The organism is Arthrobacter sp. StoSoilB13 (assembly GCF_019977255.1).
In the GTDB taxonomy this organism is placed as follows: Bacteria; Actinomycetota; Actinomycetes; order Actinomycetales; family Micrococcaceae; genus Arthrobacter.
In genome coordinates, this window is sequence record NZ_AP024647.1 from 1,495,564 (window position 1) to 1,519,134 (window position 23,571).

21 protein-coding genes, 3 pseudogenes and 1 riboswitch are annotated in these 23,571 nt (G+C 63.3%); of the genes and pseudogenes, 12 read left to right on the forward strand and 12 right to left on the reverse strand.

Translation table 11 applies throughout. The annotated features are described in order from the left end of the window. Positions 1-25: 25 nt before the first annotated feature. Together hemG and hemE are read right to left on the reverse strand one after the other, a co-directional pair. Positions 26-1,519, reverse strand: a complete 1,494-nt coding sequence (gene hemG, locus LDP01_RS06985; RefSeq protein ID WP_224088168.1) for a protoporphyrinogen oxidase — start codon at positions 1,517-1,519, stop codon at positions 26-28. 5 nt (positions 1,520-1,524) lie between these two features. Continuing rightward, positions 1,525-2,652, reverse strand: coding sequence for a uroporphyrinogen decarboxylase (hemE, locus tag LDP01_RS06990; RefSeq protein ID WP_224088170.1), 1,128 nt, complete (start codon positions 2,650-2,652; stop codon positions 1,525-1,527). A 159-nt stretch (positions 2,653-2,811) separates the two neighbouring features. On the opposite strand from hemE, the gene LDP01_RS06995 reads away from it, so the two are divergent. Continuing rightward, positions 2,812-4,131, forward strand: a complete 1,320-nt coding sequence (locus tag LDP01_RS06995) for a glutamyl-tRNA reductase (protein WP_224088172.1) — start codon at positions 2,812-2,814, stop codon at positions 4,129-4,131. 10 nt (positions 4,132-4,141) lie between these two features. Here LDP01_RS06995 and LDP01_RS07000 read toward each other — a convergent pair whose 3' ends face one another. Together LDP01_RS07000 and moeB are read right to left on the reverse strand one after the other, a co-directional pair. Further along, a complete protein-coding gene (locus LDP01_RS07000; protein WP_224088173.1) occupies positions 4,142-5,131 on the reverse strand; it encodes an SDR family NAD(P)-dependent oxidoreductase in 990 nt (329 codons plus the stop codon). A gap of 40 nt (positions 5,132-5,171) precedes the next feature. Beyond that, the gene (moeB, locus tag LDP01_RS07005) at positions 5,172-6,371 is read right to left on the reverse strand and encodes a molybdopterin-synthase adenylyltransferase MoeB (protein ID WP_224088174.1); all 1,200 of its coding nucleotides are present in this window, start codon (positions 6,369-6,371) and stop codon (positions 5,172-5,174) included. Positions 6,372-6,377: 6 nt separating this feature from the next. On the opposite strand from moeB, the gene LDP01_RS07010 reads away from it, so the two are divergent. The 3 genes from LDP01_RS07010 to LDP01_RS07020 are packed head-to-tail and all read left to right on the forward strand — an operon-like array spanning position 6,378 to position 7,725. After that, positions 6,378-7,112: a TetR/AcrR family transcriptional regulator gene (locus tag LDP01_RS07010; RefSeq protein WP_223946458.1), complete on the forward strand. Its 735-nt coding sequence runs from the start codon at positions 6,378-6,380 to the stop codon at positions 7,110-7,112. Between the two features lie 50 nt (positions 7,113-7,162). Then, positions 7,163-7,387, forward strand: coding sequence for a DUF3107 domain-containing protein (locus LDP01_RS07015; RefSeq protein ID WP_224088175.1), 225 nt, complete (start codon positions 7,163-7,165; stop codon positions 7,385-7,387). A 35-nt stretch (positions 7,388-7,422) separates the two neighbouring features. Next, entirely contained in the window at positions 7,423-7,725 is a 303-nt protein-coding gene (locus LDP01_RS07020) for a hypothetical protein (RefSeq protein WP_224088176.1), read from the forward strand. 58 nt (positions 7,726-7,783) lie between these two features. Here LDP01_RS07020 and LDP01_RS07025 read toward each other — a convergent pair whose 3' ends face one another. From LDP01_RS07025 to thiO, 4 genes and pseudogenes are all read right to left on the reverse strand, one after another. After that, complete coding sequence (locus tag LDP01_RS07025) at positions 7,784-8,155, reverse strand: 4a-hydroxytetrahydrobiopterin dehydratase (RefSeq protein ID WP_224088177.1); 372 nt, start codon at positions 8,153-8,155, stop codon at positions 7,784-7,786. A 14-nt stretch (positions 8,156-8,169) separates the two neighbouring features. Then, a pseudogene (locus LDP01_RS07030) lies at positions 8,170-8,968 on the reverse strand (thiazole synthase). Between the two features lie 2 nt (positions 8,969-8,970). Continuing rightward, entirely contained in the window at positions 8,971-9,207 is a 237-nt protein-coding gene (gene thiS / locus LDP01_RS07035) for a sulfur carrier protein ThiS (protein WP_224088178.1), read from the reverse strand. After that, the gene (thiO, locus tag LDP01_RS07040) at positions 9,204-10,460 is read right to left on the reverse strand and encodes a glycine oxidase ThiO (RefSeq protein ID WP_224088179.1); all 1,257 of its coding nucleotides are present in this window, start codon (positions 10,458-10,460) and stop codon (positions 9,204-9,206) included. Before thiO ends, thiS begins: the two co-directional genes overlap by 4 nt. Beyond that, positions 10,453-10,570: riboswitch (TPP riboswitch) on the reverse strand. Its footprint overlaps the gene before it by 8 nt. A gap of 27 nt (positions 10,571-10,597) precedes the next feature. Here thiO and thiE point away from each other — a divergent pair. After that, a complete protein-coding gene (thiE, locus tag LDP01_RS07045) occupies positions 10,598-11,281 on the forward strand; it encodes a thiamine phosphate synthase (protein ID WP_224088180.1) in 684 nt (227 codons plus the stop codon). A 41-nt stretch (positions 11,282-11,322) separates the two neighbouring features. On the opposite strand, the gene LDP01_RS07050 is transcribed toward thiE, so the two are convergent. Beyond that, positions 11,323-11,991: a ferritin-like fold-containing protein gene (locus LDP01_RS07050; RefSeq protein ID WP_224088181.1), complete on the reverse strand. Its 669-nt coding sequence runs from the start codon at positions 11,989-11,991 to the stop codon at positions 11,323-11,325. A gap of 41 nt (positions 11,992-12,032) precedes the next feature. Between LDP01_RS07050 and LDP01_RS07055 the strand changes: the two genes are divergently transcribed. The 3 genes from LDP01_RS07055 (at position 12,033) to LDP01_RS07065 (ending at position 16,385) form a co-directional block, all read left to right on the forward strand. Beyond that, complete coding sequence (locus LDP01_RS07055) at positions 12,033-13,517, forward strand: RNB domain-containing ribonuclease (RefSeq protein WP_224088183.1); 1,485 nt, start codon at positions 12,033-12,035, stop codon at positions 13,515-13,517. 286 nt (positions 13,518-13,803) lie between these two features. Beyond that, entirely contained in the window at positions 13,804-15,513 is a 1,710-nt protein-coding gene (locus tag LDP01_RS07060) for a DEAD/DEAH box helicase (protein WP_224088184.1), read from the forward strand. Between the two features lie 8 nt (positions 15,514-15,521). Next, positions 15,522-16,385: a DNA-methyltransferase gene (locus tag LDP01_RS07065; RefSeq protein ID WP_224088186.1), complete on the forward strand. Its 864-nt coding sequence runs from the start codon at positions 15,522-15,524 to the stop codon at positions 16,383-16,385. Positions 16,386-16,398: 13 nt separating this feature from the next. Here the strand turns inward: LDP01_RS07065 and LDP01_RS07070 are convergent, their stop codons facing one another. Continuing rightward, positions 16,399-16,761 (reverse strand): hypothetical protein, encoded by a 363-nt coding sequence (locus LDP01_RS07070; protein ID WP_224088188.1) that lies wholly within the window; start codon positions 16,759-16,761, stop codon positions 16,399-16,401. Between the two features lie 153 nt (positions 16,762-16,914). After that, positions 16,915-17,763 (reverse strand): PHP domain-containing protein, encoded by an 849-nt coding sequence (locus LDP01_RS07075; protein ID WP_224088190.1) that lies wholly within the window; start codon positions 17,761-17,763, stop codon positions 16,915-16,917. An 80-nt stretch (positions 17,764-17,843) separates the two neighbouring features. Between LDP01_RS07075 and LDP01_RS07080 the strand changes: the two genes are divergently transcribed. Then, positions 17,844-19,427, forward strand: a complete 1,584-nt coding sequence (locus tag LDP01_RS07080) for an aminopeptidase P family protein (protein ID WP_224088191.1) — start codon at positions 17,844-17,846, stop codon at positions 19,425-19,427. A gap of 112 nt (positions 19,428-19,539) precedes the next feature. Here the strand turns inward: LDP01_RS07080 and LDP01_RS07085 are convergent, their stop codons facing one another. Then, positions 19,540-20,361 (reverse strand): YflT domain-containing protein, encoded by an 822-nt coding sequence (locus LDP01_RS07085; protein ID WP_224088192.1) that lies wholly within the window; start codon positions 20,359-20,361, stop codon positions 19,540-19,542. Between the two features lie 76 nt (positions 20,362-20,437). Here LDP01_RS07085 and LDP01_RS07090 point away from each other — a divergent pair. The 3 genes and pseudogenes from LDP01_RS07090 to LDP01_RS07100 all read left to right on the forward strand — a co-directional run bounded on the left by LDP01_RS07090 (position 20,438) and on the right by LDP01_RS07100 (position 23,569). Then, a pseudogene (locus tag LDP01_RS07090) lies at positions 20,438-21,719 on the forward strand (magnesium transporter MgtE N-terminal domain-containing protein). After that, the gene (locus LDP01_RS07095; protein ID WP_224088193.1) at positions 21,712-22,437 is read left to right on the forward strand and encodes a DUF1003 domain-containing protein; all 726 of its coding nucleotides are present in this window, start codon (positions 21,712-21,714) and stop codon (positions 22,435-22,437) included. Before LDP01_RS07090 ends, LDP01_RS07095 begins: the two are co-directional and overlap by 8 nt. A 3-nt stretch (positions 22,438-22,440) precedes the next feature. Continuing rightward, a pseudogene (locus LDP01_RS07100) lies at positions 22,441-23,569 on the forward strand (P-loop NTPase). Positions 23,570-23,571: the final 2 nt, after the last annotated feature.

The window sequence follows — 23,571 nt, forward strand, 5'->3', positions numbered from 1 at the left end:
CTACAAGGCGTAGAAGTGACATAAATCACGAAATGGGGCGAATATCGCCGATGCCCTGGGCGAGCTGCGAGCGGGTATCCGCCACCACGGCGGCAAGGCCATTACCTGCCAACCAGCCACCAACGACCATTAGGCCATCGGCTGCGGCGCACAGTTCCCGCACCCGGGCTACGCGCTGTTTATGACCGACGGCGGCAAACGGCAGGGCGCCTGCCCAGCGCACCACATCCCAATCGACAATGTCTGCGCGCGTAACGGGCACAGTCAACAACGCGGAAGCATCATCAAGTGCTGCGGCCAGCAACTCTTCATCGTCCATGACAACATCCGGCACTCCCCCATCGGCGTCCTCACGGCGGCCATAGGAAAGGCGCAGGACGTGGGTTCCCGGCCCGGCCTCCTCTGCCAGCCAATCCCATTTGGCAGTGGCGTGCGTCAGTGCCTTTGCCCGGATACCCGGGGTCTGGGGGGCCACCAGGATTCCGGTGCCGCGGGGCCGTCCGTCCAGTTCGGGAAGATCAACAACCAGTGTCACCAAGCTCACCAAGGGTCCGGGCGCGGGGCGCAGGCCGGACAGTTCCGGTAAAGCCCTTTCCAGGAGCCCCACGGCAGCGGGACCGTCCAGCGCTACTACCAGCCGGTCGGCGTCGTACGTGGTTTCTCCGGCGGCGACCCGCCACCCCGTGGCGGTTTTAGAAACGGTGTCAGCGCTCTTTCCACTCAGCATGTCCACGCCCCGGCGGCGCAGGTCGTTAACCAGCGCCGTGACCAGTGTGTTCATGCCGCCCTTCAAACCCGCGACGGCGGAACCCGCCTTGGCGGACCCGGAACCGGGGCCGGGGGCTGCCTTGCGCTGGGCAGCAACAGCCGCAGCCAGCGACCCGTGTTTCTTCAGGCCGGAGCGGAGGCCCGGAGCCACCATATCGACGTCCAAAAGCCCGGGATCGGCGGAGTGCACACCGCCCACCACAGGAGCAACCAGCCGTTCCAGGACCTTCTTCCCCATGCGGGCGCGGACCAGTGAGGACACGCTTGTGACCTCGGATGTTGTGCCAATCGAAGCGGGCAGCCAGCGGTCCAGGGATGCACGCAGGGCGCCGGAGAGCCCAAGCGATCGCCTGACCTCGGGGTCCCAAGGATTGGCCGGGATACCAAGAATTCCAGTCTTGGGCAGCTCTTGCGGTCCATTCGGTAGCTGCACCCAGGCGCCGCCAGGGTGCGGGGAAACGATCTGGCCCTCCAGCCCGAGTTCGCGCGCCAGATCGGCCACGGCCGTGGACCGCGTAGCAAAGGACTCGGCCCCGCTGTCCAATGACAGGCCGGCCACCACGTGCCTTCCGACGCAACCGCCCCAGGCCTCGCCTGCCTCCAGGATCGTCACCGAGGTTCCGGCCATTGCCAGTTCCCTCGCAGCCAGAAGGCCGGAAATGCCGCCACCGATCACAACAGCGGTAGGCCCAGGCGATGGATGCGTTGTGGTTGTGTCCTTCGTCTTGCCATGGACGTGTCCCCCGCGCATGTTTCCTACTCTGCCGGGATCGAGTGGATGAGCTCCACAACCCGCGTCAGGACAGCCGGGTCCGTCTCCGGGGGCACGCCGTGGCCCAGGTTAACGACGTGGCCTGGAGCGTGCGAGCCCGCGGCTATGACTTCGCGGACATGGGCCTCCAGGACCTCCCACGGAGCCGGGAGGAGGGCGGGATCGATGTTGCCCTGGAGCGGCACCGTGCCACCGAGGCGGCGGTTGGCCTCATCCAGCGGCAGCCTGTAGTCCACCCCAACAACGTCCACGCCGACGTCGCGCATGGCGACAAGGAGCTCCGACGTGCCGGTACCGAAATGCACCAGCGGAGCACCCAGCCCGCGCACATGATCCAGCGCCCGCGCTGACGCAGGAGCGACGTACTTGGTGTAATCAGCCAGGCCCAAGGAGCCGGCCCAGGAGTCAAAGAGCTGTCCGGCGGACGCCCCGGCCTCAAGCTGTGCCTGAAGGAACATTCCGGAAGCATCCGCTGCCCAGTTGGCGAGGGCGGTCCAGGTTTCGGGGTCCGCGTGCATCATGGTCCGGGGGCCGAGGTGGTCCCGCGAAGGCTTCCCCTCAACCATGTACGCGGCGAGCGTGAACGGCGCACCGGCGAACCCGATGAGTGGAGTCTCGCCCAGTTCCGCAACCGTCAGGCGGACGGCTTCGCGGATGGGCTCAAGTGCTTCCCAGGTCAGCTTGGGGAGGGCGGCGACATCGGCGGCCGTCCGGACCGGCTTGTCCAGGACCGGACCCACGCCCGGAACGATGTCCACGCCAACGCCTGCGAGCTTCAACGGGATAACGATGTCGGAGAAGAAGATGGCTGCATCCACATCATGGCGGCGAACCGGCTGCAGGGTGATCTCCGCGGCCAGCTCGGGACGCAGGCACGAGTCCAGCATGGCAACGCCCTCGCGGACCTTCAGGTATTCCGGCAGGGAGCGGCCGGCCTGGCGCATGAACCACACCGGCCTGCGCGAGGGCTTGCCGCCCCGGTAGGCGGTGATGAGCGGGGAGTCCGACGTACGGCCGTCCATCAACGGGTGATCCGCGCCAAGTTTGCCGGCAGGTTCGCCTGCAGTGGCGTTGGTGGCCGTACTATTGGATGCTGCCGCGCTAGAAGTCATGCCTTTGATTGTGCCGAAAATCCCGGCCAAAAGATAACGACAGGCTGTCACGTCCCACCCCTCCAACCGGTGGCGTGGCGGGGATCACGTAACCGCGTGTGAATTCCCACTGCGCCGCATTGTTCTACCGGCCTGCGAAAAAGCTATGATTGGGGTGCTGTGGTTCTTTTCTCATTGGTGGCTACACACGCCGACATCGATCTCGAAACCGTTGCTCAGCTGAGCAACGGTTCCTCTGAGCTTGCCTCTTCGGCCCTTTCCGGATCCCCGCTGGTCTCCGGTGCCGTCGTCCTGGCAACCTGCAACCGCTATGAGATCTACGGCGAAACAGCCAACGGAGCAGGCCTCGAAGCTGCCCGATCGGCCCTTGTCTCCCAGATCAGCGAATTGAGCGGCCTCAACGAACAACTCGTGTCCCGCTCTTTCAGCACGCACACGGGACCTGACGTCACCCGGCACCTCTTCGCTGTAAGCGCCGGCCTGGACTCTGCGGTGGTGGGCGAACGCGAAATAGCGGGCCAGGTCCGCCGGGCCCTGATCACCGCGCAGCAGGAAGGCACTGCAAGTTCCGGACTCGTCCGCCTGTTCCAGGCTGCATCCAAGACCGCAAAAGACGTTGGCGCCCAGACGGCCCTCGGCTCCCGCGGCCTTTCCATCGTCTCTGTAGCCCTGGATCTGGCAACGGACCTCTCTGACAGTGACGATTGGTCTGCCAAGAAGGTAGTCGTCTTCGGAACGGGCGCCTATGCCGGGGCCACCATGTCCCTGCTCCGCGAACGCGGATGCACCGATGTTTCCGTCTACTCCTCCTCCGGCCGCGCCGAGGGTTTCGTCGCTACCCGGGGTGGGACAGCGCTCGACGCCGACAGCCTTCCGGCGGCGGTTGCCGCAGCCGACGTCATGATCGGGTGCAGCGGTTCGGACACGCGCGTTGAAGCCGATGATCTTGCGCGGGTCAGGGCAAATTCAGGTAAGCCACTAATCGCGATCGATCTTGCGCTCACCCACGACTTCGACCCCGCAGTAGGCGAGCTCGACGGCGTCGAGCTCCTCACGCTTGAATCCGTACGTCTCGCTGCACCCCAGGAACAGGCAGAATCCCTGTCCCATGCCAGCGAGATCGTCAATGGGGCTGCGTCCGCATTCGAAGCGGAACGCGAATCCCGCTCCGTCGACTCCGCGATCGTAGCCCTGCGCCGCCACACCATGAACGTACTGGATGCGGAGATGGAAAAAGTCCGCGCCCGCCACGGATGCACCGCTGCCGCCGAAGAGGTGGAATTTGCGCTCCGCCGGATGGTTAAGCAACTCCTCCACATTCCAACGGTGCGCGCCCGCGAACTTGCAGCCAACGGGCAGCAGGACGACTACGTGGCCGCACTGGAAGCCTTGTACGGCATCCAGGTGGAGCAGCCCCAGGCTCCTGCTGCTGCAGAATGCCCCGTGGACCACGAGCAACTCCGCTCCGAAAGCGCCTAGCCAACCGGAATCAGCTGAAGGCGTTCACGCCCGTCAGCTCGGCCGATAGTTCCCACAACTTCCGCGCATCTGCCCTGTCAATCGCGTGCGCATCGACTCCCCTGTACCTTGCCAGGGGCGAATCCTTGTCCGTGGGTTCGGCAATGTCACAGTCCTCGCAGTAGACACCACCCATACCGGCCAAAGCCGGAGACGTTGCAGCCCAGACAGACGTCGCGGCGCCTTGCTCCGGCGTCTTGAAACCCTCACGGAGGTTTCCTTCCGCGTCCATCCATCCCGCAGCCACCATTTCTTCCTGAGGCAGGTGGCGTTGAAGTTCGGTCATGATTCCGCCGGGGTGGACCGCGAAAGCACGGACGCCCGATTCCCGGCCCAGGCGGTCCAGCTCCACGGCGAAGAGCGAATTCGCGGTTTTGGCCTGCCCATAGGCGCGCCATTTGTCATAGCCGGACGTGAAATTGATGTCGTCAAAGCGGATGGGTGAGAGCTTGTGGCCGGTGGAGGAAAGGGACACAACCCTCGCGTTCCCGGAGGCGGCAAGTGCAGGCCACAACAGGTTGACCAGCGTGTAATGCCCCAAGTGGTTCGTGGCGAACTGAGCCTCCCAGCCCGGCCCAACGCGATGCTCCGGGCTTGCCATGATCGCCGCGTTGTTGATCAGGATGTCCAGGGTGTCGTGCTGTTCCAGGTAGCGCGCTGAGAACGCCTTGACGGCCGCCTGGTCGGCGAGGTCCACGACGTCCGCTTCCACGGTGTCCGCCAAACCTGCCTCTGCCAGCACTTTCCGTGCGTGTTCGAGCCTGCGCGCCGGAACGGTAACCGCCGCCCCGGCCGAGGCCAAAGCCCGCACTGTCTCCAGTCCAAGCCCGGAGTAACCACCGGTGACAATTGCCGTCTTACCCGTCAGGTCAAGGCCTTCTACCACTTCCATGGCGGTTGAGCCGTGCCCAAAACCGGAGCCGATGGGGCGTTGGGGCGTTGCTATGGATTCTTCGCTCATGCTTGAGCTTTGCACAGATCAGGACCGATGCAGGCAACGACTAGTAGACAGGCTTTTCGGGCTCGACGTCGCGGACCCAGGCGAGGATACCGCCGTCGAGATGGCTGACGCGCTTGTAGCCTGCCTTCTGCGCGGCCTCCAGGACCGCAGCAGAGCGCGTCCCGGCCTTGCAGTGGAACACGATGTCCTTGTCCTGCGGCAAGTCGACCCAGGCCTCGCCTGAAAGAATCCTGCCCTGCGGGATAAGGACCGATCCATCGATGTTCACGATGCTGTGCTCGCCGGACTCGCGGACATCCACCAGCTCAAAGTCGCGTTCACCCGCCTCCCGCTCGGCCAACATCCGCGCGAGGTCCTTGGCGGTGACCGTGTGCTCCTGGTCAGTGGCCGCAGCCGGAGTCACCCCACAGAATGCCTCATAATCCACGAGTTCAGTGATGGGCTCCGCTTCAGGATCCTTGGAGACCTTGATTTCGCGCCAGCTGCCGCCAAGCGCATCGAACAGCGCAACCCGGCCAAGCAAGGAACGGCCGACGCCGGTAATCAGCTTGACTGCCTCAGTCACCATGAGGGATCCAACGGCAGCACACAACATACCGAAGACTCCGCCCTCACCGCATGAAGGCACTGAGCCGGCAGGCGGGGCTTCAGGGTAGAGGTCGCGATAGGTGGGGCCGTGCTCGGCCCAGAAGACGCTGACTTGCCCGTCGAAGCGGAAGATGGAGCCCCAGACGTACGGCTTGCCGAGAATCGCGGCGGCGTCGTTGACCAGGTAACGGGTGGCAAAGTTGTCCGCACCGTCCAGGATGAGATCGTAATCCGCGAACAGCTCCAGGGCATTCGAGGAGTCAAGGCGGACGTTGTGGAGGACAACATCCACCAAAGGGTTCAGCTCCGCAATGGCCTTCCGCGCAGATTCGATTTTGGGCGTGCCCACATCGCTGACGCCGTGGATGACCTGCCGCTGCAAATTGCTGAGGTCTACGTCGTCATCGTCGACGATTCCCAGGGTTCCAACGCCCGCCGCGGCGAGGTACAGCAATGCTGGGGATCCCAGCCCGCCGGCACCTATGACAAGAACTTTCGCATTCTTAAGCCTGCGTTGGCCCAGAGCGCCGATTTCCGGAATGATGAGATGCCGGGAGTACCGTTCCACCTCGGCCGACGTTAGTTCGGCGGCCGGTTCAACGAGGGGCGGCAGGACGGCGGGCGCGGGGCGGGCAGCAAGAATTGAGGCCATACCCCAATGTATGCCTGCCGATGCCGCCCGGTCATATTACCCACCGGTACAGTGGTCATAACTGCAAAGGAAAGGCGGCAGACTGTGGCTGACGGCACACGGGCAAACGATGGAGCACCAGCGAAGCAAGAACGGACTGGTTCGACGCGTTCAGCAAGGTTGCCCCGGGACGAGCGCCGCGCGCAGTTGCTGAACGCCGCCTTGGAAGTTTTCGTATCCAACGGCTTCCACGGTGCGGCCATGGACGAAATTGCCGAGACAGCACATGTGAGCAAGCCGGTCCTGTATCAGCACTTCCCTTCCAAGCGCGAGCTGTACATGGCGCTGCTGGACAGCCACCTGGCCGCCCTGACCGATTTGATGCTCAATGCCCTGAACTCCACCACGGATAACAAAGAGCGCGTAAAGGCAGTCATGCGGGCCTACTACAGGTTCATCGCCGACGACGACCAAGCCCACCGCCTGGTTTTCGAGTCTGACCTCATCAATGACCCCGATGTCAGCTCGCGTTTGGAGACGTTCAACAAAACGTTCGCCGACGCAGTGGCCCACGTCATCGCCGAGGACACCAAGTTGCCCCCTCTGGAGGCGCAGCTCCTTGGCCGCGGACTGGCAGGAATGGCGCAGGTCAGCGCCCGCTACTGGCTCGAAACCGATGGAAACCTCGACCTCGATGTAGCCAGTGATCTGATCTATCGTTTAGCTTGGCGCGGAATCAGTCGATTCCCCAAAGAGTCCTAGGCTACAAATAGAGGACTGACTTAAAACTTGATTGGCTTGGAGGCCTTGCTGTGGAAGTAAAGATCGGCATTCAGAATGTTGGCCGTGAAATTGTGCTCGAATCCGCACTCGATGCTGATGCTGTCGCCAAGATTGTCGGAGAGGCCATCTCCAAGGGATCGGATCTGCGGCTCACGGATGAGAAGGGCCGCCAGATCATCGTTCCCGGCAATGTGCTGGGCTACGTTGAAATTGGTGCCGAGGAAGTGCGCCGCGTCGGTTTCGGCGCACTCTAGCGGTTCCCGGTTACAGCTGCCGCTAAGGAGTCTCCATGCTTTCACTCGTTGTGGTGGTTCTTGCCACGATCGCTACAGGATTCATCGTGTGGGCAAATGACAAGCGACACGGCAAGTACGGGATCGCATTGCCGGCGGGCGTTTCGGCAACCGTCGGCGTGCTCAGCTGGATAGCTTTCATCATGGCAGGCTTTGGTTACCAGCCCGGCCTGACCTGGATCCCCTGGGTCCTCCCCATCGTGTTGGGGACGGTCATCGCGATTGCCGTTGTGGTCTTTCTGGGCCGCAAACGCACCCAGCATGACACCGCCGCCCTCACCAAAGCCCTGAGGCTCTAGGCACTGTTCACTCAATAAACGTCGCTGGCCATCACCCATGGGTGATGGCCAGCGAAGTTTAACGTTCTATCCCGTCCAAGCCCCTGGGTAGCGATCCGGCTGCTGGGTAGCGATCCGGCTGCGCCTTGGCACCGGACGCCGCTGCCGCCTCGCTCACGGCGGTCGCAGCGGCGATGTCGCGCTGGGTCACCTGGCTGCCGGCGTCATGGGAAACGTAACGCAGGAACACCTTGTTGTAACGCCAGTCAAGATCCGGATGGTGGTTCTGTTCCTCGGCGATCCGGCCAATGGCGGCGATAAGCGCCAAGGCGTCGGCCGCCGTCGAGGTTTTGAACACCGTCACGAGGCCGTCCTGGAGCCTCCAGTCCGGGAGGTCCTTGAGGGCGGCCTCCATGGCGACCTGGGTCAATTGCTCTTTCCTGTCAGCCACCACGGCTCCTTCATTCAGAGGAACTCTGCCCGGCCTTCCATGGCCGACGACGCGAGGGCGTGCTCCCGGCGCGGAATACGGCCAGCCTGCTTGGCCAGCCTACCGGCGATCACCGCGTGTTTGAAGGCTTCGCCCATCTGCACCGGATTCTGGGCACGGGTCACGGCTGTTGCCAGCAGGACAGCATCGCAGCCCAGCTCCATCGCAAGCGCGGCATCGGAGGCGGTCCCGATGCCGGCGTCGAGCACTACCGGTACGGAGGCCCCGGGACACGATCAGTTCGATGTTGTGCGGGTTCAGGATGCCCAGCCCCGTTCCAATAGGCGAACCGAGGGGCATGACAGCTGTGGCGCCCAGGTTTTCCAGGCGCAGCGCCAGGACGGGATCGTCATTGGTGTAAGCGAAAACCTTGAAGCCGCGGTTCACCAGCTGTTCCGTGGCCTCAACGAGTTCCACCGCATCCGGAAGAAGCGTGTGTTCATCGGCAATGACTTCCAGCTTCACCCAGTCCGTCTCCAGGGCCTCCCGGGCGAGCTCCGCGGTCATCACCGCGTCCTTGGCAGTAAAACAGCCAGCCGTGTTCGGCAGGACCCGGATGTTGTGGTCCACCAGGAGCTGGAACAATGAACCTGTCTCGGCCGGTGAGTATCGGCGCATCGCAACAGTGGTCAGTTCCGTTCCTGAAGCCAGGAGGGCTGCTCCCAACCCGTCCAGGCTCGGCGCACCACCGGTACCCATGATCAGGCGGGAGCCGAATTCGACGCCGTCGATCACCAAAGCATCAGTGCGGACGTCAGTTTTTGCTGCGGTCATTTTTAGCCTCCCTGGACTGCGGTTACGAGTTCGAGTTCGTCTCCATCGGCGAGCGCAGTCGCTGCCCATTGGCTGCGCGGCACTACCTCGGAATTACGCGCGACGGCGACACCCAGCTTGCCGCCGTCGGCTGCCTGTCCCCGGTGGTCCAGCGCGCGGCCTGTGATGGCACTGACGAGTGTGCTCACGGACGCGTCGTCCGCCACGGCGTGTTCGGAGCCGTTGAGTTTGATGTTCATGGTGTGTCCTTGATTGCTGGTTGGAGGAGGTGATCCTGAGTTGCCGTAAATCGATCAGGCCGGAAAATGGACCATCGGGGGTCGGCTGGGCCGCTGATCAGTCCGCCTACGATTTTGGCGGCCACAGGCGTTAAGAGAACGCCGTGGCGGAAGAACCCGGTTGCGATCACGAAACCGTCGATGGTGCCCCCGGACCCGGTAACGCGTCCCAGTAATGGTGCGTTGTCCGGTGTGCCTGGCCGCGCACGGGCTGTCGCTTCCAACAGTTCCAGCTCCGCCACGGCAGGAACCAACACTTGGGCGTCACGCAGGAGTTGATAGACGCCCCCGGCGGACACTGCGTTGCTGGACGCAGACAACCCGTCCTCGCGCTGGGTGGCTCCAATCACCACCGTTCCGTCGTCGCGGGGGACGATGTAGACCGGCACCCCGCGGACCATGCCCCGGATGGTGGATGTGAGCAGCGGCTGGAGTTGTTGGGGAACGCGCAGCCTGAGGATGTCGCCGTAAACGGGCCGCAGGGGCAGGTTGAGACCCTCGGGGAGACCGCCGATCCTGGCTGCATCCAGCCCGCAGGCGAGCACAGTCTCTGAGGCCCAAACAACGCGCCCGGCGCCCGGACCGAGCTGGACCCCGCAGACTCGGCCGCCATCCCAGAGCAGGCGGGACGCTTGGAACGGCAGGGCGAAACCGTCCTCCGCTCCGGAAACCCACGTTGCGTCACTTGGTCCGTGGGCCGATAACCCGTCCAGGAGGCATCGTGCAAGGCGCCGCGGATCCACTTGGTGATCGGCCGGTATGTCGAAGGCACAGGAAATCCCGGGGCTGAGCAAAGGCTCGCGCTCGCGCGCTTCACGCAAAGACAGTGGCTCCACGCGCAGCCCCGCGGCCTGCTGGACCGTTCGGAGGTCTGCCAGCGCACGGCGGTCGGCGGCGTCCGCACCAACGGCGATGGTCGACGTCGTGCGGTATCCGGCGGCTGATTCGCTGCCGTGGACGCTCCGGACGAAAGCCGGCCACAGTTGGGAGGATTCCAGCATGAGTTCCAGGAGGTCTTCCTCCTGGTAGTGGAGTTCACTGACCGGAGCCAGCATTCCGGCGGCAGCGAACGTCGCACCCGCTGCGGGGGTGGGATCAATGAGGACCACAGAGCGGCCCTGACGGCGGGCTTCGTGGGCGATGCCAAGGCCGATGACGCCACCACCAATGACTGCCACGTCTGCCTGCAAGGGGATTTGGCGGGATTCTGCCATATGTTTCCTTCCCTACGCCGGTATTAGCCGGATCAGGTCAAGCGGTCGGCGCTGAAGCCCTCTCAGCCGGACGGTCATATGACGCTGTCACGGCTCCCGCAGTACGTGCCCAGTTTAGAGGAACTACTCTGGTTTCCATGACCCAGCATGATGTCCACACCACTGCCCGCCTTTACTTGTGCACTGATGCCCGCAAACGCCAGGGCGATTTCGAAGACTTCGTCGACGCCGCGTTTGAGGGCGGCGTCGACATCATCCAGCTTCGCGACAAGACGCTCGAGGCCGCCGAGGAGCTTGAGGTCCTGGAGGTCCTGCACAACGTTGCCCAGCGGCACGGAAGGCTGTGGGCCGTCAACGACCGCGCCGATGTTGCCAGTATTTCCGGGGCTCCGGTGTTCCATATCGGCCAAAAGGACATCCCATTACGCGCTGCACGGCACCTCCTCCATGACCGCACAGTCATCGGTCTGTCCACCCATACACCGGACCAGGTTGACGCCGCGATAGCTGCCTCCCCCGGCAGGAGCGGACTGGATTATTTCTGTGTTGGCCCGGTGTGGGCAACGCCCACAAAGCCAGGCCGTGAAGCAGTTGGGCTGGACCTGGTCACATATGCCGCGGAAGCCGTAAAGCGCGCGGATGAGGAGACCGTAGGCGGCGTCCTCCTCCCCTGGTTCGCCATCGGCGGCATAGACCTCACCAATGTTGAACAGGTGGTTGCAGCCGGAGCCAGCCGGATCGTGGTGGTACGTGCCATCACTGAGGCGGAGGACCCGACGGCGGCGGCCAAGACTTTGCTGGAAGCGCTCGACGCCGGATAACCACCCCGGCGCCCTGGCTGCGGAGGATATTCGAAAGTGTCCTAAGCCGTGAGCCCCAGCCCGGACATGCGTCGCCCATGCCGCTCCGCCAGCTCAGCGGTGAGGGCCTTGACTGCATTGCGCGCATCCCCGCCGCCCTTGAGCAGCGGTCCCAGCTGGGGATGTTCCATGCCTACGCGTTGTGCTTGCGTCAGGGCTTCACCGACCAGGCGGCGGCCCCACAAAGCCAGGCGCGACGCCAGGCGGGGGTCGTCAGCCAGGGCCCTGCGCAGGAGGATGCGTAAAACTTCCGTGGCTTGGTCGGCGGAGGCCACCTTCTGGACAAAGAGTTGCGTCCCGCCGTCAAGGAACGACGCGACCATGCGGTAGAAGTCCGATGACACGGTGTCGATCACATAGGCCTTCATGACAGATTCAAACCAGTCCGCTGGCTTTGTTCGCTCGTGAAAGTGGTCAAACGAGCGCTGGAACGGAAGCATGGCTTCTTCGGCATCGAGTCCCATCTCCGAGAGCCGGCTGCTGATCAAGGCGAAGTTTCCGTAAGCGCCGACGGCGATCTTTGCCAGCACTGCCCTGTCATGGAGGTTGGGAGCGTACCGCGAGTCGAAAGACAGCCGGCCAAACGCGGAGAGCTCGCCGTACGCCATGGCCCCCAGCAGCTCCGAAGAGAGTCGCTGGATGCGAGCATTATCGTCCAAGGAAGTGCTCATGGTCCAAGACTATCCAGCGATTTCGGGCTAACCTGATTTTCGTGTCACATCATCGGATTTCGCCCAACGTCGACGACTCGTCGGACCAGCTCGCGGCGGCATTTGCCGCCCTCCGGACCGAACTGGAGCTCCCGGGCGAGTATCCGGCCGAAGCCGTGGCGGAAGCCCGCAAAGCGGTGGAAAACCATACGCTGCCGGACCGTGACCTCAGGGACATTCCCTTTGTGACCATTGATCCCGCCACGTCCACCGACCTGGACCAAGCAGTGTTCATTGAACGTGCCGACGACGGTTACAAAGTCCTCTACGCAATCGCGGACGTGCCATCCTTCGTTGCTCCCGGCGGGGCGCTCGATGCCGAAACCCGGCAACGGGGACAAACGTTTTACGCTCCTGACGGGAGGATCCCGCTGCACCCGGAGGTCATCAGCGAAAACGCCGGAAGCCTGCTGGCCGGTCAGGACTGCAGCGCCTTCGTGTGGGACTTCGAACTGGACCGCAATGCGGAGGTAACCGCCACGTCCGTGGCCCGTGGCACTGTCCGTAGCCGCACGAAGCTCAGTTACAAAGGTGCCCAGGAGCAGATCGATGCCGGCACAGCCCCGGAGGTCCTTAAGCTCCTCAAAGAGGTTGGCCTGAAGCGCGTGGAACTGGAACGACTCCGCGGTGGTGCCAACCTGAACATGCCGGAGCAGGAAATCGTCCAGGCGACAGGTGGCGGGGGCTACAGGATTGTGGCCGCGCCGTCCTTGCCTGTGGAGGACTGGAATGCGCAGATATCCCTCATGACCGGGATGGCGGCCGCCCAACTGATGCTTGACGGAAAAGTGGGCATCCTGCGCACCATGCCGGCACCGGATGAGCGGTCACTGCTCCACTTCAAACGCCAGACAAAGGCCCTCGGGAAACCCTGGGACGGCGAGATCACCTACGGTGAGTACCTTCGGACACTTGACGCTTCGGATCCCAAACAACTCGCCATCCTGCACTCGGCAGGCACACTCTTCCGCGGCGCTGGATACACGCCTTTCGATGGCGAACTTCCCCCCAACATCATCCAGTCAGCCATCGGCGCACCCTATGCCCACACCACTGCCCCTTTGCGTCGCCTCATCGACCGCTTTGTCCTGGTGATCTGCGAGGCCCTCAGCAACGGCCACCAGATCCCCGCCTGGGCGCGGGAAGCACTTCCATCCCTGCCTGAGATCATGGCCTCATCCGACCAACTGGCCGGCCGGCTTGAGCGTCTGGCCATGGACACAGTGGAAGCTGCACTCGTGGCCAACCACATCGGCGAGGAGTTCGACGCGGTCGTCATCTCCGGTTCCAAGCCGTCCAATGGCACGATCAATGGCAATGGAAGGGCAAACGGAAACGGCAATGGGCCGTTCGGCATCATCCAGATAGCCGAACCCGCGGTGACAGCCCGATGTGACGGCGAAATGGAATCAGGCACCAAGGTCCGGGTGCAACTCCTGAAGGCCGATATCGCCAGCCGCGAGATCCGCTTTACGCTGCTCCCCTAAGTCCCCGCAGGACCCGAACTGCCGCCGATCCGGGCTTTAGCGCTCCCAGAGGATAGACTGACCCTGTAGTAATGGATGCCCGGTCGTTGATTCAGTTAATTTTTGAACTCAACAAGCCCGCCCCTACGCGATCTTGAGATGTGCCCGCTGGTCACCAGTGCCAGTACTTAGATAGCCCGCGATCGGCTTCCACTGGATTAGCTTGCGCGCCGGTTCGTGCTCCGGTACGGCTCCGCCACCCGTTGAGCATGCAGCGCCAATGCCCAAATGAATAAGGAAACTCCCTGTGAGTGAATTGCACACCCATGAAGTCCTGACGGACGCCACCGGCACCGAATCCATCGAGCCCGAGGAAACGATCATCTCTGATGAGACGCCCCACGAGATCGAAGAGAAATCGTTCGCTGACTACAACGTCCGCGCCGACATCGTCGAATCCCTCGCCGATGCCGGTATCACCCATCCCTTCCCCATCCAGGCCATGACGCTGCCCGTAGCCCTTAGCGGCCACGACATCATCGGCCAGGCCAAGACCGGTACAGGCAAGACCCTCGGTTTCGGTATTCCGGCACTGCAGCGCGTGGAAGGCCGCGATGACCCCGGCTACGCCAAGCTGGCCGTCCCCGGTGCCCCGCAGGCCCTGGTCATCGTTCCTACCCGTGAGCTTGCGGTCCAGGTAGCCAACGATCTCCAGACGGCATCCCGCAAGCGCAACGCCCGCATCGCCACGATCTACGGTGGCCGTGCGTATGAGCCGCAGATTGACGCCCTTCAGAAGGGCGTCGAGGTAGTGGTTGGCACCCCGGGCCGTTTGATCGACCTCTACAAGCAGAAGCACCTCAGCCTGAAGAACGTCAAAATGGTGATTCTGGACGAGGCCGACGAAATGCTGGACCTCGGCTTCCTGCCTGACGTGGAAACACTGATCGCCGGCACGCCGGCCGTTCGCCAGACCCTGCTCTTCTCCGCCACCATGCCCGGCCCGGTCATCGCGATGGCCCGCCGCTACATGACGCAGCCCACCCACATCCGCGCGGCCGACCCGAACGACGAAGGCCTCACCAAGCGCGACATCCGCCAGCTCATCTACCGTGCCCACAGCATGGACAAGACCGAGGTAGTGGCCCGCATCCTCCAGGCCCGCGGACGTGGACGCACCATTATCTTCACCAAAACCAAGCGCACCGCGGCCAAGGTCGCGGAGGAACTGGTGGACCGCGGATTTGCCGCTGCTGCGATCCACGGCGACCTCGGCCAGGGCGCGCGCGAGCAGGCTCTCCGCGCGTTCCGCAACAACAAGGTAGACGTCCTGGTTGCCACCGACGTTGCCGCCCGGGGCATCGACGTTGATGACGTTACGCACGTCATCAACTACCAGTGCGTGGAAGACGAAAAGATCTACCTGCACCGCGTGGGCCGTACCGGCCGCGCCGGCAACAAGGGAACGGCTGTAACCTTTGTCGACTGGGACGACATGCCCCGCTGGGGCCTGATCAACAAAGCACTGGGGCTCAGCGTTCCGGAGCCGGTTGAAACCTACTCTTCTTCCCCCCACCTCTACAGTGACCTCGACATTCCCGAGGGCACCAAGGGCCGCCTCCCGCGCAACAAGCGCACCCTTGCCGGCGTCGATGCCGAGGTCCTTGAGGACCTGGGCGAAACAGGCAAGAAGAACTCCCGTTCCGGCGGTTCATCCCGTGAAGGCGGACGCGATGGCGGCCGCGGCAGGGACGGCGGCCGTGGCCGTGGAAACGCAGCCAAGTCCACCGAAGCCAACTCGGAATCCAAGGGCGAGGGTGGACGCAACCGTACGCGCCGCCGTCGTACATCCGAAGCCGATGCCGCCCCTGCTGCCGGTTCCTCCGAAACCCGTACCGCTACCGGCGAAAATGCCGAGAAGCCGGCCCGCACGCGCCGTACGCGCACGCGCCGCCGTAACGGCGAAGTGGTTTCCGGCGGGACCGCTGGCGCCCAGTCCGGTACCTCCGAGGCCTAAAGTCCTCAATGACTGAAACTGTTTGGGCGCCGGACGGCGGCAATCTGGTGGTGCACGCGGACAACGCGGAATTCCTCCCGACGCTGCCGGACGGCGCCTTCACACTCATTTACGTGGACCCGCCCTTCAACACGGGCCGGGTCCAACGCCGCCAGGAAACGCGCATGGTCCGCAACGCGGACGGCGACGGCGACCGCGTCGGGTTCAAGGGCCGCTCCTACGACACCATCAAGGGTGCCCTTCACAGCTACGATGACGCCTTCAGCGACTACTGGTCCTTCCTGGAACCCAAGCTCGTAGAGGCCTGGCGGCTCCTTGCCGACGACGGCACGCTATACCTGCACCTGGACTACCGCGAAGTGCACTACGCCAAGGTGATGTTGGACGCCATCTTCGGCCGGGAATGTTTCCTCAACGAAATCATCTGGGCCTACGACTACGGCGCCCGGGCCAAAAACCGCTGGCCCACCAAGCACGACAACATCCTGGTGTACGTAAAAAACCCTGCGAAGTATCACTTCGACAACGCCGAAGTGGACCGCGAACCCTACATGGCCCCCGGCCTGGTCACACCTGCCAAACGCGAGCGGGGAAAGCTCCCCACGGACGTCTGGTGGCACACCATTGTTTCGCCCACCGGCAGGGAAAAGACCGGTTACCCCACCCAGAAACCCGAAGGCCTGGTGCGCAGGATCGTCTCTGCTTCGAGCCGCGAGGGCGACTGGTGCCTGGACTTCTTTGCCGGATCAGGAACCCTGGGCGCTGTTGCCGCCAAGCTCGGGCGCAACTTTGTCTGCGTGGACCAGAACGAGCAAGCCATTGAGGTCATGCGGAAGCGGCTGGGCGCCAAGGCGTCGTTCCACTGCAACTAGAGGCGTCTTCTGGTCAGCCGCACCCGTGCATCAATTGGATTCCGTGCTCGCCCTGCCTATTGTCCAGGGCTGCCCCATAGGAATCACACAATGCGTTGACCAGCAGTGCGAAGCCTTGGCCGTTCTGATAATTCCCTTCACCGCCGGGCACATCAGGCACCGTGCCTGGAGGAAGGAACACCCAGGCGCCCCAGGCTTCCACATAGCCCCAGTTTCCGCTGAAGTGGACGTTGCTGCTGATATCCGGCACAAATACCCACTCGGTGCCTGTGTAGGCCGGGCGGCTCACGTTATTGCAGTCCAGGGCATTTGCTGTGGCAGGGATGAACATTAAAGCTGCTGCAAGGGCTGTTGCAGCCAAGGATTTCTTGAACATGATTGCTCCATCGACGGGGTGAGTCATTGGTTGCGATGAGACCTTCAGTGGTGCGGCCCAGCCCGCCTCCCCCACGAGCGCCAGACTACTCTTCCCCCGCAGCACGTCAACCTATTTTCCGAACCCGTGGTACTGGGCAGCGGTGGTCCTCGTTTATGGCCGCACAACCGTGCTGCCGGTTGCCAGTTCCTCGATCCTTGCCAGGACGTCCGGGGATGTCAGGTTCTCTCCCAGCAGATTCGGTTTGCCGGCTCCGTGATAGTCGGATGATCCCGTGATGAGCAGCCCATGCTCGGACGCCATGGTGCGAAGAAAGGCACGTCCTTCTTCAGGGTTGTCGCGGTGATCGATTTCCAGGCCCAGCAGTCCGGCGTCTATCATCTCCCGGTACGTCCGCTCCCCCACGATCCGTCCCCTCGCTGAAGCGACCGGGTGCGCGAAGACCGGCACGCCGCCAGCGGCACGGACAAGTTCGACGGCGGTAGCGGGGTCGGGTGCGTAGTGCTGCACGAAGTATCGCGAATGCGAGGTGAGGATGGACGTGAAGGCCTCGGAGCGGTCCGCGACCACGCCGGCAGCGACCAAGGCATCCGCGATATGCGGGCGCCCTACTGTGGCACCAGGAGCCACATGGTGGATGACGTCGTCCCACGTCAAGGGATAATCCTCGGACAGCAGGGTGACCATGCGCTCAGCGCGAGTAAGCCGGGCGTCCTTTGACTTGGTGATCTCTTCAAGAAGCCCGGGGTGGGAAGGATCATGCAGGTAGCTCAACAGGTGGACGCTGATTCCCTGCTCCGTCCGGCACGAGATCTCCATTCCCGGAACAAAAGTGACTCCATGTTCCTTGGCGGCGGCAGCAGCAAGCTCCCAGCCATCAGTGGAATCGTGGTCCGTCAACGCAATGACGTCCAGGCCTGCAGCTGCGGCCGAAATGATCACCCCGGCCGGGGTCTCGGTTCCGTCGGAAACATTCGAGTGCGTATGCAGGTCTATCCTCACTTTCCCAGCCTATGGGATGCGGACCGGCTTGGGGTGTTGCGCCGTTGGCCTCCTCACGAAACTGGTGGGACGATGTAACGGTGAATGATGCCGAAAACACCCCGTACGCGGAATCCACAGATTCCCAGCCCCTGCAAGAACGCGTCAACAACCGTTCGCAGCGGCCCACATCCGATGCCTTCAAGGCATTCATGGCCAGCAACTGGGCGCCCTCACCGCAGGTGAACCCCGCTCGTGACGCCGTCGCAGACCACGCTGCCCGCCGCCGTCGCGCAATTTCCGAACTGTTCAAGGGTGAACGGCTCGTTATCCCGGCCGGTCCGCTCAAGGTCCGCTCAAACGACTGCGACTACCGCTTCCGCCCGCACTCCGGATTCGCCCACCTCACGGGGTTGGGCCTGGACCACGAGCCGGATGCCGTTTTGATCCTGGAACCGGCCGGTGAAGGAAAGGGCGACGACGGCGGCCACCACACTGCCACCCTGTACTTCCGTCCCCTGGCTGGCCGCGATACCGAACAGTTCTACGCCGACTCCCGGGCCGGTGAATTCTGGATTGGCGCACGGCCCACACTGGCAGAATTCAAAGCCCGCCTGGGTCTGCCCACGGCGCACATTTCCGAACTTGAACTGGCCATCACCAAGAACGTGGGCGCGCCGGAAATCGGCGGCATCTCCATCCGTCTGGTCCGCAAGGTAGATGAGAACATCGATGCTTTGGTGGACACTGCCCGTTACAACACGGCCAAGGATCCTGAGAACCTTGATCTGGGCGAACTCGATGCTTTGGACGAAAAGCTCAGTGAAGCACTCTCCGAACTCCGCCTGATCAAGGACGAGTGGGAGATCGAGCAGATGAAGATCGCCGTTGCCGCCACCGTGGAAGGCTTCGCCGACGTCGTGCGCGCCCTCCCACGTGCTTTGACGCACAAGCGCGGCGAACGCGTGGTTGAAGGCGCTTTCTTCGCCCGTGCCCGCGAAGAAGGCAACGAACTCGGCTACGACACCATTGCGGCTTCAGGCAACAACGCCACGGTGCTGCACTGGACCCGCAACTCGGGCCCCGTCAACGCTGGTGAACTCCTGCTGCTTGACGCAGGAGTGGAGGCTGATTCGCTGTACACAGCGGATGTCACGCGGACCCTGCCGGCAAACGGCGCGTTCACCGAGGTGCAGCGTAAGGTCTACGAAGCTGTCCTGGACGCCGCCGATGCGGGGTTTGCCGCCGCACAGCCCGGCGTGAAATTCCGGGACATCCACACTGCAGCCACCACGGTGCTTGCCGAGCGCCTTGCTGAATGGGGTCTGCTGCCTGTCTCTGTCGAGGAAGCCATCAGCCCCGAAGGCCAGCAGCACCGCCGCTGGATGCCCCACGGAACCAGCCATCACCTCGGCCTGGACGTCCACGACTGTGCCCAGGCCAAGCGTGAGCTTTACCTGGATGGAATCCTCACTGAGGGCATGGTCTTCACGATCGAGCCCGGCCTGTACTTCAAGAACGAAGACCTCGCCATTCCCGCCGAATACCGTGGCATCGGTGTCCGCATCGAGGACGACATCCTCATGACCGCGGATGGCCCCGTGAACCTGAGCGCGGCATTGCCACGCAAAGCCGACGACGTCGAGTCCTGGATGGCCGGCATCTACCAGGAAGCTGCGGGCTAGCCTCCAGCAAGGGGACCCGGTCCGGCAGACAACAGCACAGCGGACATCAGAACAAAAGGAAGGCCACCGGATGCATACATCCGGTGGCCTTCCCTTTGTGCTTCTTATACAGCTATTGCTTGTGGGAATCTCCGTTCCCGGGCCGCTGTTCCTCTTGCCGGTGTTCCTCGGGCCGGGGGGCATTCTGGCCCTCCGTGACCCGGACACCGTACTGGGGGCGGCCATCGGGCAGGTCCGGATAGCGCACGGGTGACGGCGTCGGGTTCTGTACTGGCTGTGCAGCAGGAGCCTGCGCGCCGGAGGCAGCGGATTCGGTGGGCTCCGGTCCGCGCTGGCCATAGGGATCGTTCCAGGTGGCAGGACGATCAGGGGCCTGGCCGGGCTGCTGGAAGGGCGCGTTTGGCTGACCGTAAGTTTGTGCTTGCCCGGTGGCAGCCTGTGCGGAATTCATCGGCAGTTGGTGGAGCAACCTGCGGGCTTCGTGGGCTGCCTCGATGGCAACAATGACATCGTAATTGGTGGCGACCACCTGGCTTGTGGACGTGAAGTCGCGCTTGCCGCGCTGGGTGGCGTACGTGGCGATGCCGAACAGCATGAAGAAAGCCGCACCCATAAGCACGGACGTGATGATGGAGAAGGTGCCGCCAGCGGGCGTGAAGAAGGAAAGCATGACGCCGACGAAGAGGCCGAACCACATGCCGCTCAAAGCACCGGACAAGGCAACGCGTGGGTAGCTCAGCCGCCCGGTGACCCGCTCCACCATCTTGAGGTCGTTGCCCACGATCGATACCAGGTGCACGGGGAACTGCTGGTCTGCGAGGTAGTCCACCGCCTTTTGGGCATCCAAATATGAGGTGTACGAGCCAACAGTGTCGCCCTGGGGTACGCTGCGGGACTCCTCAACGGCTTTAGGAGCACCAAAAATGTTTGACATAGCCCCATTGTGTCGCATGTAGATGTGAAGCGGCTGGAATTCAGCTAAAAGAGAGCAGACTCGGTAGCCTGTAAACATGAGCACACATCCCTCACGCGTCTTTGTCGCGCGTCTGCTCGGCTTGGACGTTTTCGACCCCCTGGGCGATCGTTTAGGCCGGTTGCGCGACGTCGTCGTGCTCTCCCGAGGGACCCGCGGCGCCCCGCATGTCGTAGGCATCGTGGTGGAAGTGCCCGGCAAGAAGCGCGTCTTCGTACCGATGACCCGGATCACCTCCATCGACCAGACCCAGATCATTTGCACGGGCTTGGTGAACCTGCGTCGTTTCGAACAACGGGGCGCGGAAACGCTCGTGGTCGCGGAAATGTTTGATCGCCGCGTCACCCTTGCCGATGGCAGCGATGCAACGATCGAGGACATCGCGATGGACCAGCACCGGTCCAAGGACTGGTTCGTCAGCAAACTCTTCGTCCGTCGCGGGCATTCCTTGTCCCCCCTGAGCAGGCTCCGCCGCAACGAAACCCTGATCATTGACTGGGCGGACGCGCAGACCGGCGGGCATAACGAACCCCAGGCCGCCACACAGTTCGTTGCCACGCACGAGGACCTCAAGCCTGCCGACTTCGCCGAAGCCCTGCAGGAGATGAGCGACAAGCGCCGCTTTGAAGTGGCAAGCGAACTTCAGGACGAACGATTGGCAGACGTCCTCCAGGAGCTTCCCGAGGACGACCAGGTGGAGATCCTGTCCGCCCTGGACGTGGAACGGGCCCGCCGATGTCCTGGAAGAAATGGACCCCGACGACGCCGCCGACCTCCTCGCCGAACTCCCCTCCGCCCAGGCGGAAGAACTGTTGCAGCTCATGGAGCCTCAGGAAGCCGAAGATGTCCGGCGTCTCCTGGAGTACGACGAAGACACTGCAGGTGGCCTCATGACGCCCGTGCCCGTCATCCTGCCTCCTGAAGCCACGGTCGCCGAAGCCCTGGCCCACGTCCGCCGCGAGGAACTCTCCCCCGCCTTGGCGTCCTCCATCTTCATCACACGGCCTCCGCTGGAAACGCCCACCGGGCGCTTCCTGGGCGTTGTACATATACAACAACTCCTGCGCTTCCCTCCGCCGGAGCCGCTGGGAAACCTTGTTGACAAGAACCTTGAGCCGTTGTCGGACCAGGCGCACATCAGCGAAGTAGCCCGGACCCTGGCCACGTACAACCTGAACTCCCTGCCCGTCGTCGACGACGACGGCCGCCTTGTGGGGGCGGTGACTGTTGATGACGTGTTGGATCACCTGTTGCCCGATGACTGGCGCGCTCACGAGGACGACGCCCCTATAAGGAAACTCGGAGGCCGCATTGGCTGATAACAACGCCCCCCGATCCCCCAGGTCCACTGGACGTACGAACAGTCCCGGCAGCCTGGACACGCCGCTGAGCGGGCGTCAACGCATACTGCCCAAGTTCTCCCCCAACCCTGACGCATTCGGCAATGCCACGGAGGGTTTTGCGCGCTTCATGGGTACGCCGCAGTTCCTCGTGTACATGACGGTCTTCTGTCTCTTCTGGCTGGCATGGAATACGTTTGCGCCCACGGAGTGGCAGTTCGACCGCGTGGAACTCGGCTTCACGCTCTTGACGCTCATGTTGTCGCTGCAGGCTTCATACGCGGCACCGCTCCTGCTGCTGGCCCAGAACCGTCAGGACGACCGGGACCGGGTGTCGCTGCAGCAGGACCGCCAGCGGGCCGAGCGGAACCTGTCAGACACTGAATACTTGACCCGTGAACTGGCTTCCCTGCGAATCGCACTCCGTGAAGTAGCCACCCGCGACTACGTCCGCGCCGAACTCCGCAGCCTGCTGGAAGACATCATCGATGCCCAGGAGGAACTGCGGGAGAGCGAAGCGGCAGCAGAGGGCAACGAGTCTTCGGCCGACAAGGTCAAAGAGAAGCTCAAGGAGAAACGGGACAAGTCGCGTGGACCACGCACGCAACAGATCCCCAAAGTACGCCCGCAACGTCCAGGGCCCCAGCACTCCAGCGCGAAGCCGGCCCCTACCGAAAATCCTGAAAGCCGAGCGTAACCCATGACCACCCCATCGGCCGAGGCACTTCACGCTGCCCTGGCAACCGTCATCGACCCCGAGTTGCGGCGTCCAATCACCGAACTTGGCATGGTGGAGTCGGTGTCAGCCACCGACGACGGCAACGTCCATGTAGCAGTACTGCTCACGATCGCCGGTTGCCCGCTCCGCGACACCATTACGGCGGATGCGACCACTGCGTTGTCAGGCATCGCAGGCGTCACCGGTGTTGACGTGGAGCTGAAGGTCATGACCCCCGCCCAGCGCGAGGCCCTGAAGGAACAACTGCGCGGTCCGGGTGGCCAGCGGGGCATCCCATTTGCCAAGCCTGGCTCCTTGACGAAGGTCTACGCAGTGGCCAGCGGAAAAGGCGGCGTAGGTAAGTCTTCCGTCACCGTCAACCTCGCCTGTGCCCTGGCCGCACAGGGCTTGCGGGTGGGTATCGTGGACGCTGACGTGCACGGCTTCTCCGTCCCGGGGCTCATGGGCATCACGCAGAAACCGACGCAGGTGGATGACATGATCCTGCCTCCTGTGGCCTACGGGGTGAAGGTCATATCCATTGGCATGTTCGTTGCGGGAAACCAGCCCGTGGCGTGGCGTGGTCCCATGCTGCACCGCGCTTTGGAGCAGTTCCTCACGGACGTCTACTTCGGTGACCTCGACGCCCTGTTCCTGGACCTGCCTCCCGGAACAGGCGATATCGCGATATCCGTGGCCCAGCTCCTCCCGAACGCCGAAATCCTCGTGGTAACCACCCCGCAGGGCCGCCGCTGCGGACGTCGCCGAACGGGCCGGAACCATCGCAACCCAAACCGGCCAGAAGGTTGCCGGCGTCATCGAGAACATGTCCTTCCTGGAAATGCCAGACGGCGGTCGCATGGAATTGTTCGGAAGTGGCGGCGGTGCCGTCCTCGCTGAGCGTCTGAGTGCTGCTGTGGGCAGCGACGTGCCCCTGCTCGGCCAGATTCCCTTGGACATCCGCTTGCGTGAGGGCGGTGACGCCGGAAAGCCTGTAGTCCTTGCCGCGGGCGAAACTGCTGCTGCGAAGGCGTTGGAAGGCATTGCAGGGATGTTGGCAACGCGTCCGCGCGGATTGTCCGGCATGCCGCTGGGAATCCAGCCGCGCTGAGC

Excerpts from the sequence above, each read along its gene's own strand:
- thiE (WP_224088180.1), top strand. The coding sequence starts at position 10,598 with ATGACCCAGCATGATGTCCACACCACTGCCCGCCTTTACTTGTGCACT.
- LDP01_RS07070 (WP_224088188.1), bottom strand. The coding sequence starts at position 16,761 with ATGTTCAAGAAATCCTTGGCTGCAACAGCCCTTGCAGCAGCTTTAATG.
- thiS (WP_224088178.1), bottom strand. The coding sequence starts at position 9,207 with ATGAACATCAAACTCAACGGCTCCGAACACGCCGTGGCGGACGACGCG.
- LDP01_RS07085 (WP_224088192.1), bottom strand. The coding sequence starts at position 20,361 with ATGTCAAACATTTTTGGTGCTCCTAAAGCCGTTGAGGAGTCCCGCAGC.
- LDP01_RS07065 (WP_224088186.1), top strand. The coding sequence starts at position 15,522 with ATGACTGAAACTGTTTGGGCGCCGGACGGCGGCAATCTGGTGGTGCAC.
- thiO (WP_224088179.1), bottom strand. The coding sequence starts at position 10,460 with ATGGCAGAATCCCGCCAAATCCCCTTGCAGGCAGACGTGGCAGTCATT.
- LDP01_RS07000 (WP_224088173.1), bottom strand. The coding sequence starts at position 5,131 with ATGAGCGAAGAATCCATAGCAACGCCCCAACGCCCCATCGGCTCCGGT.
- hemG (WP_224088168.1), bottom strand. The coding sequence starts at position 1,519 with ATGCGCGGGGGACACGTCCATGGCAAGACGAAGGACACAACCACAACG.
- LDP01_RS07050 (WP_224088181.1), bottom strand. The coding sequence starts at position 11,991 with ATGAGCACTTCCTTGGACGATAATGCTCGCATCCAGCGACTCTCTTCG.
- LDP01_RS07010 (WP_223946458.1), top strand. The coding sequence starts at position 6,378 with ATGTATGCCTGCCGATGCCGCCCGGTCATATTACCCACCGGTACAGTG.
- LDP01_RS07020 (WP_224088176.1), top strand. The coding sequence starts at position 7,423 with ATGCTTTCACTCGTTGTGGTGGTTCTTGCCACGATCGCTACAGGATTC.
- hemE (WP_224088170.1), bottom strand. The coding sequence starts at position 2,652 with ATGACTTCTAGCGCGGCAGCATCCAATAGTACGGCCACCAACGCCACT.
- moeB (WP_224088174.1), bottom strand. The coding sequence starts at position 6,371 with ATGGCCTCAATTCTTGCTGCCCGCCCCGCGCCCGCCGTCCTGCCGCCC.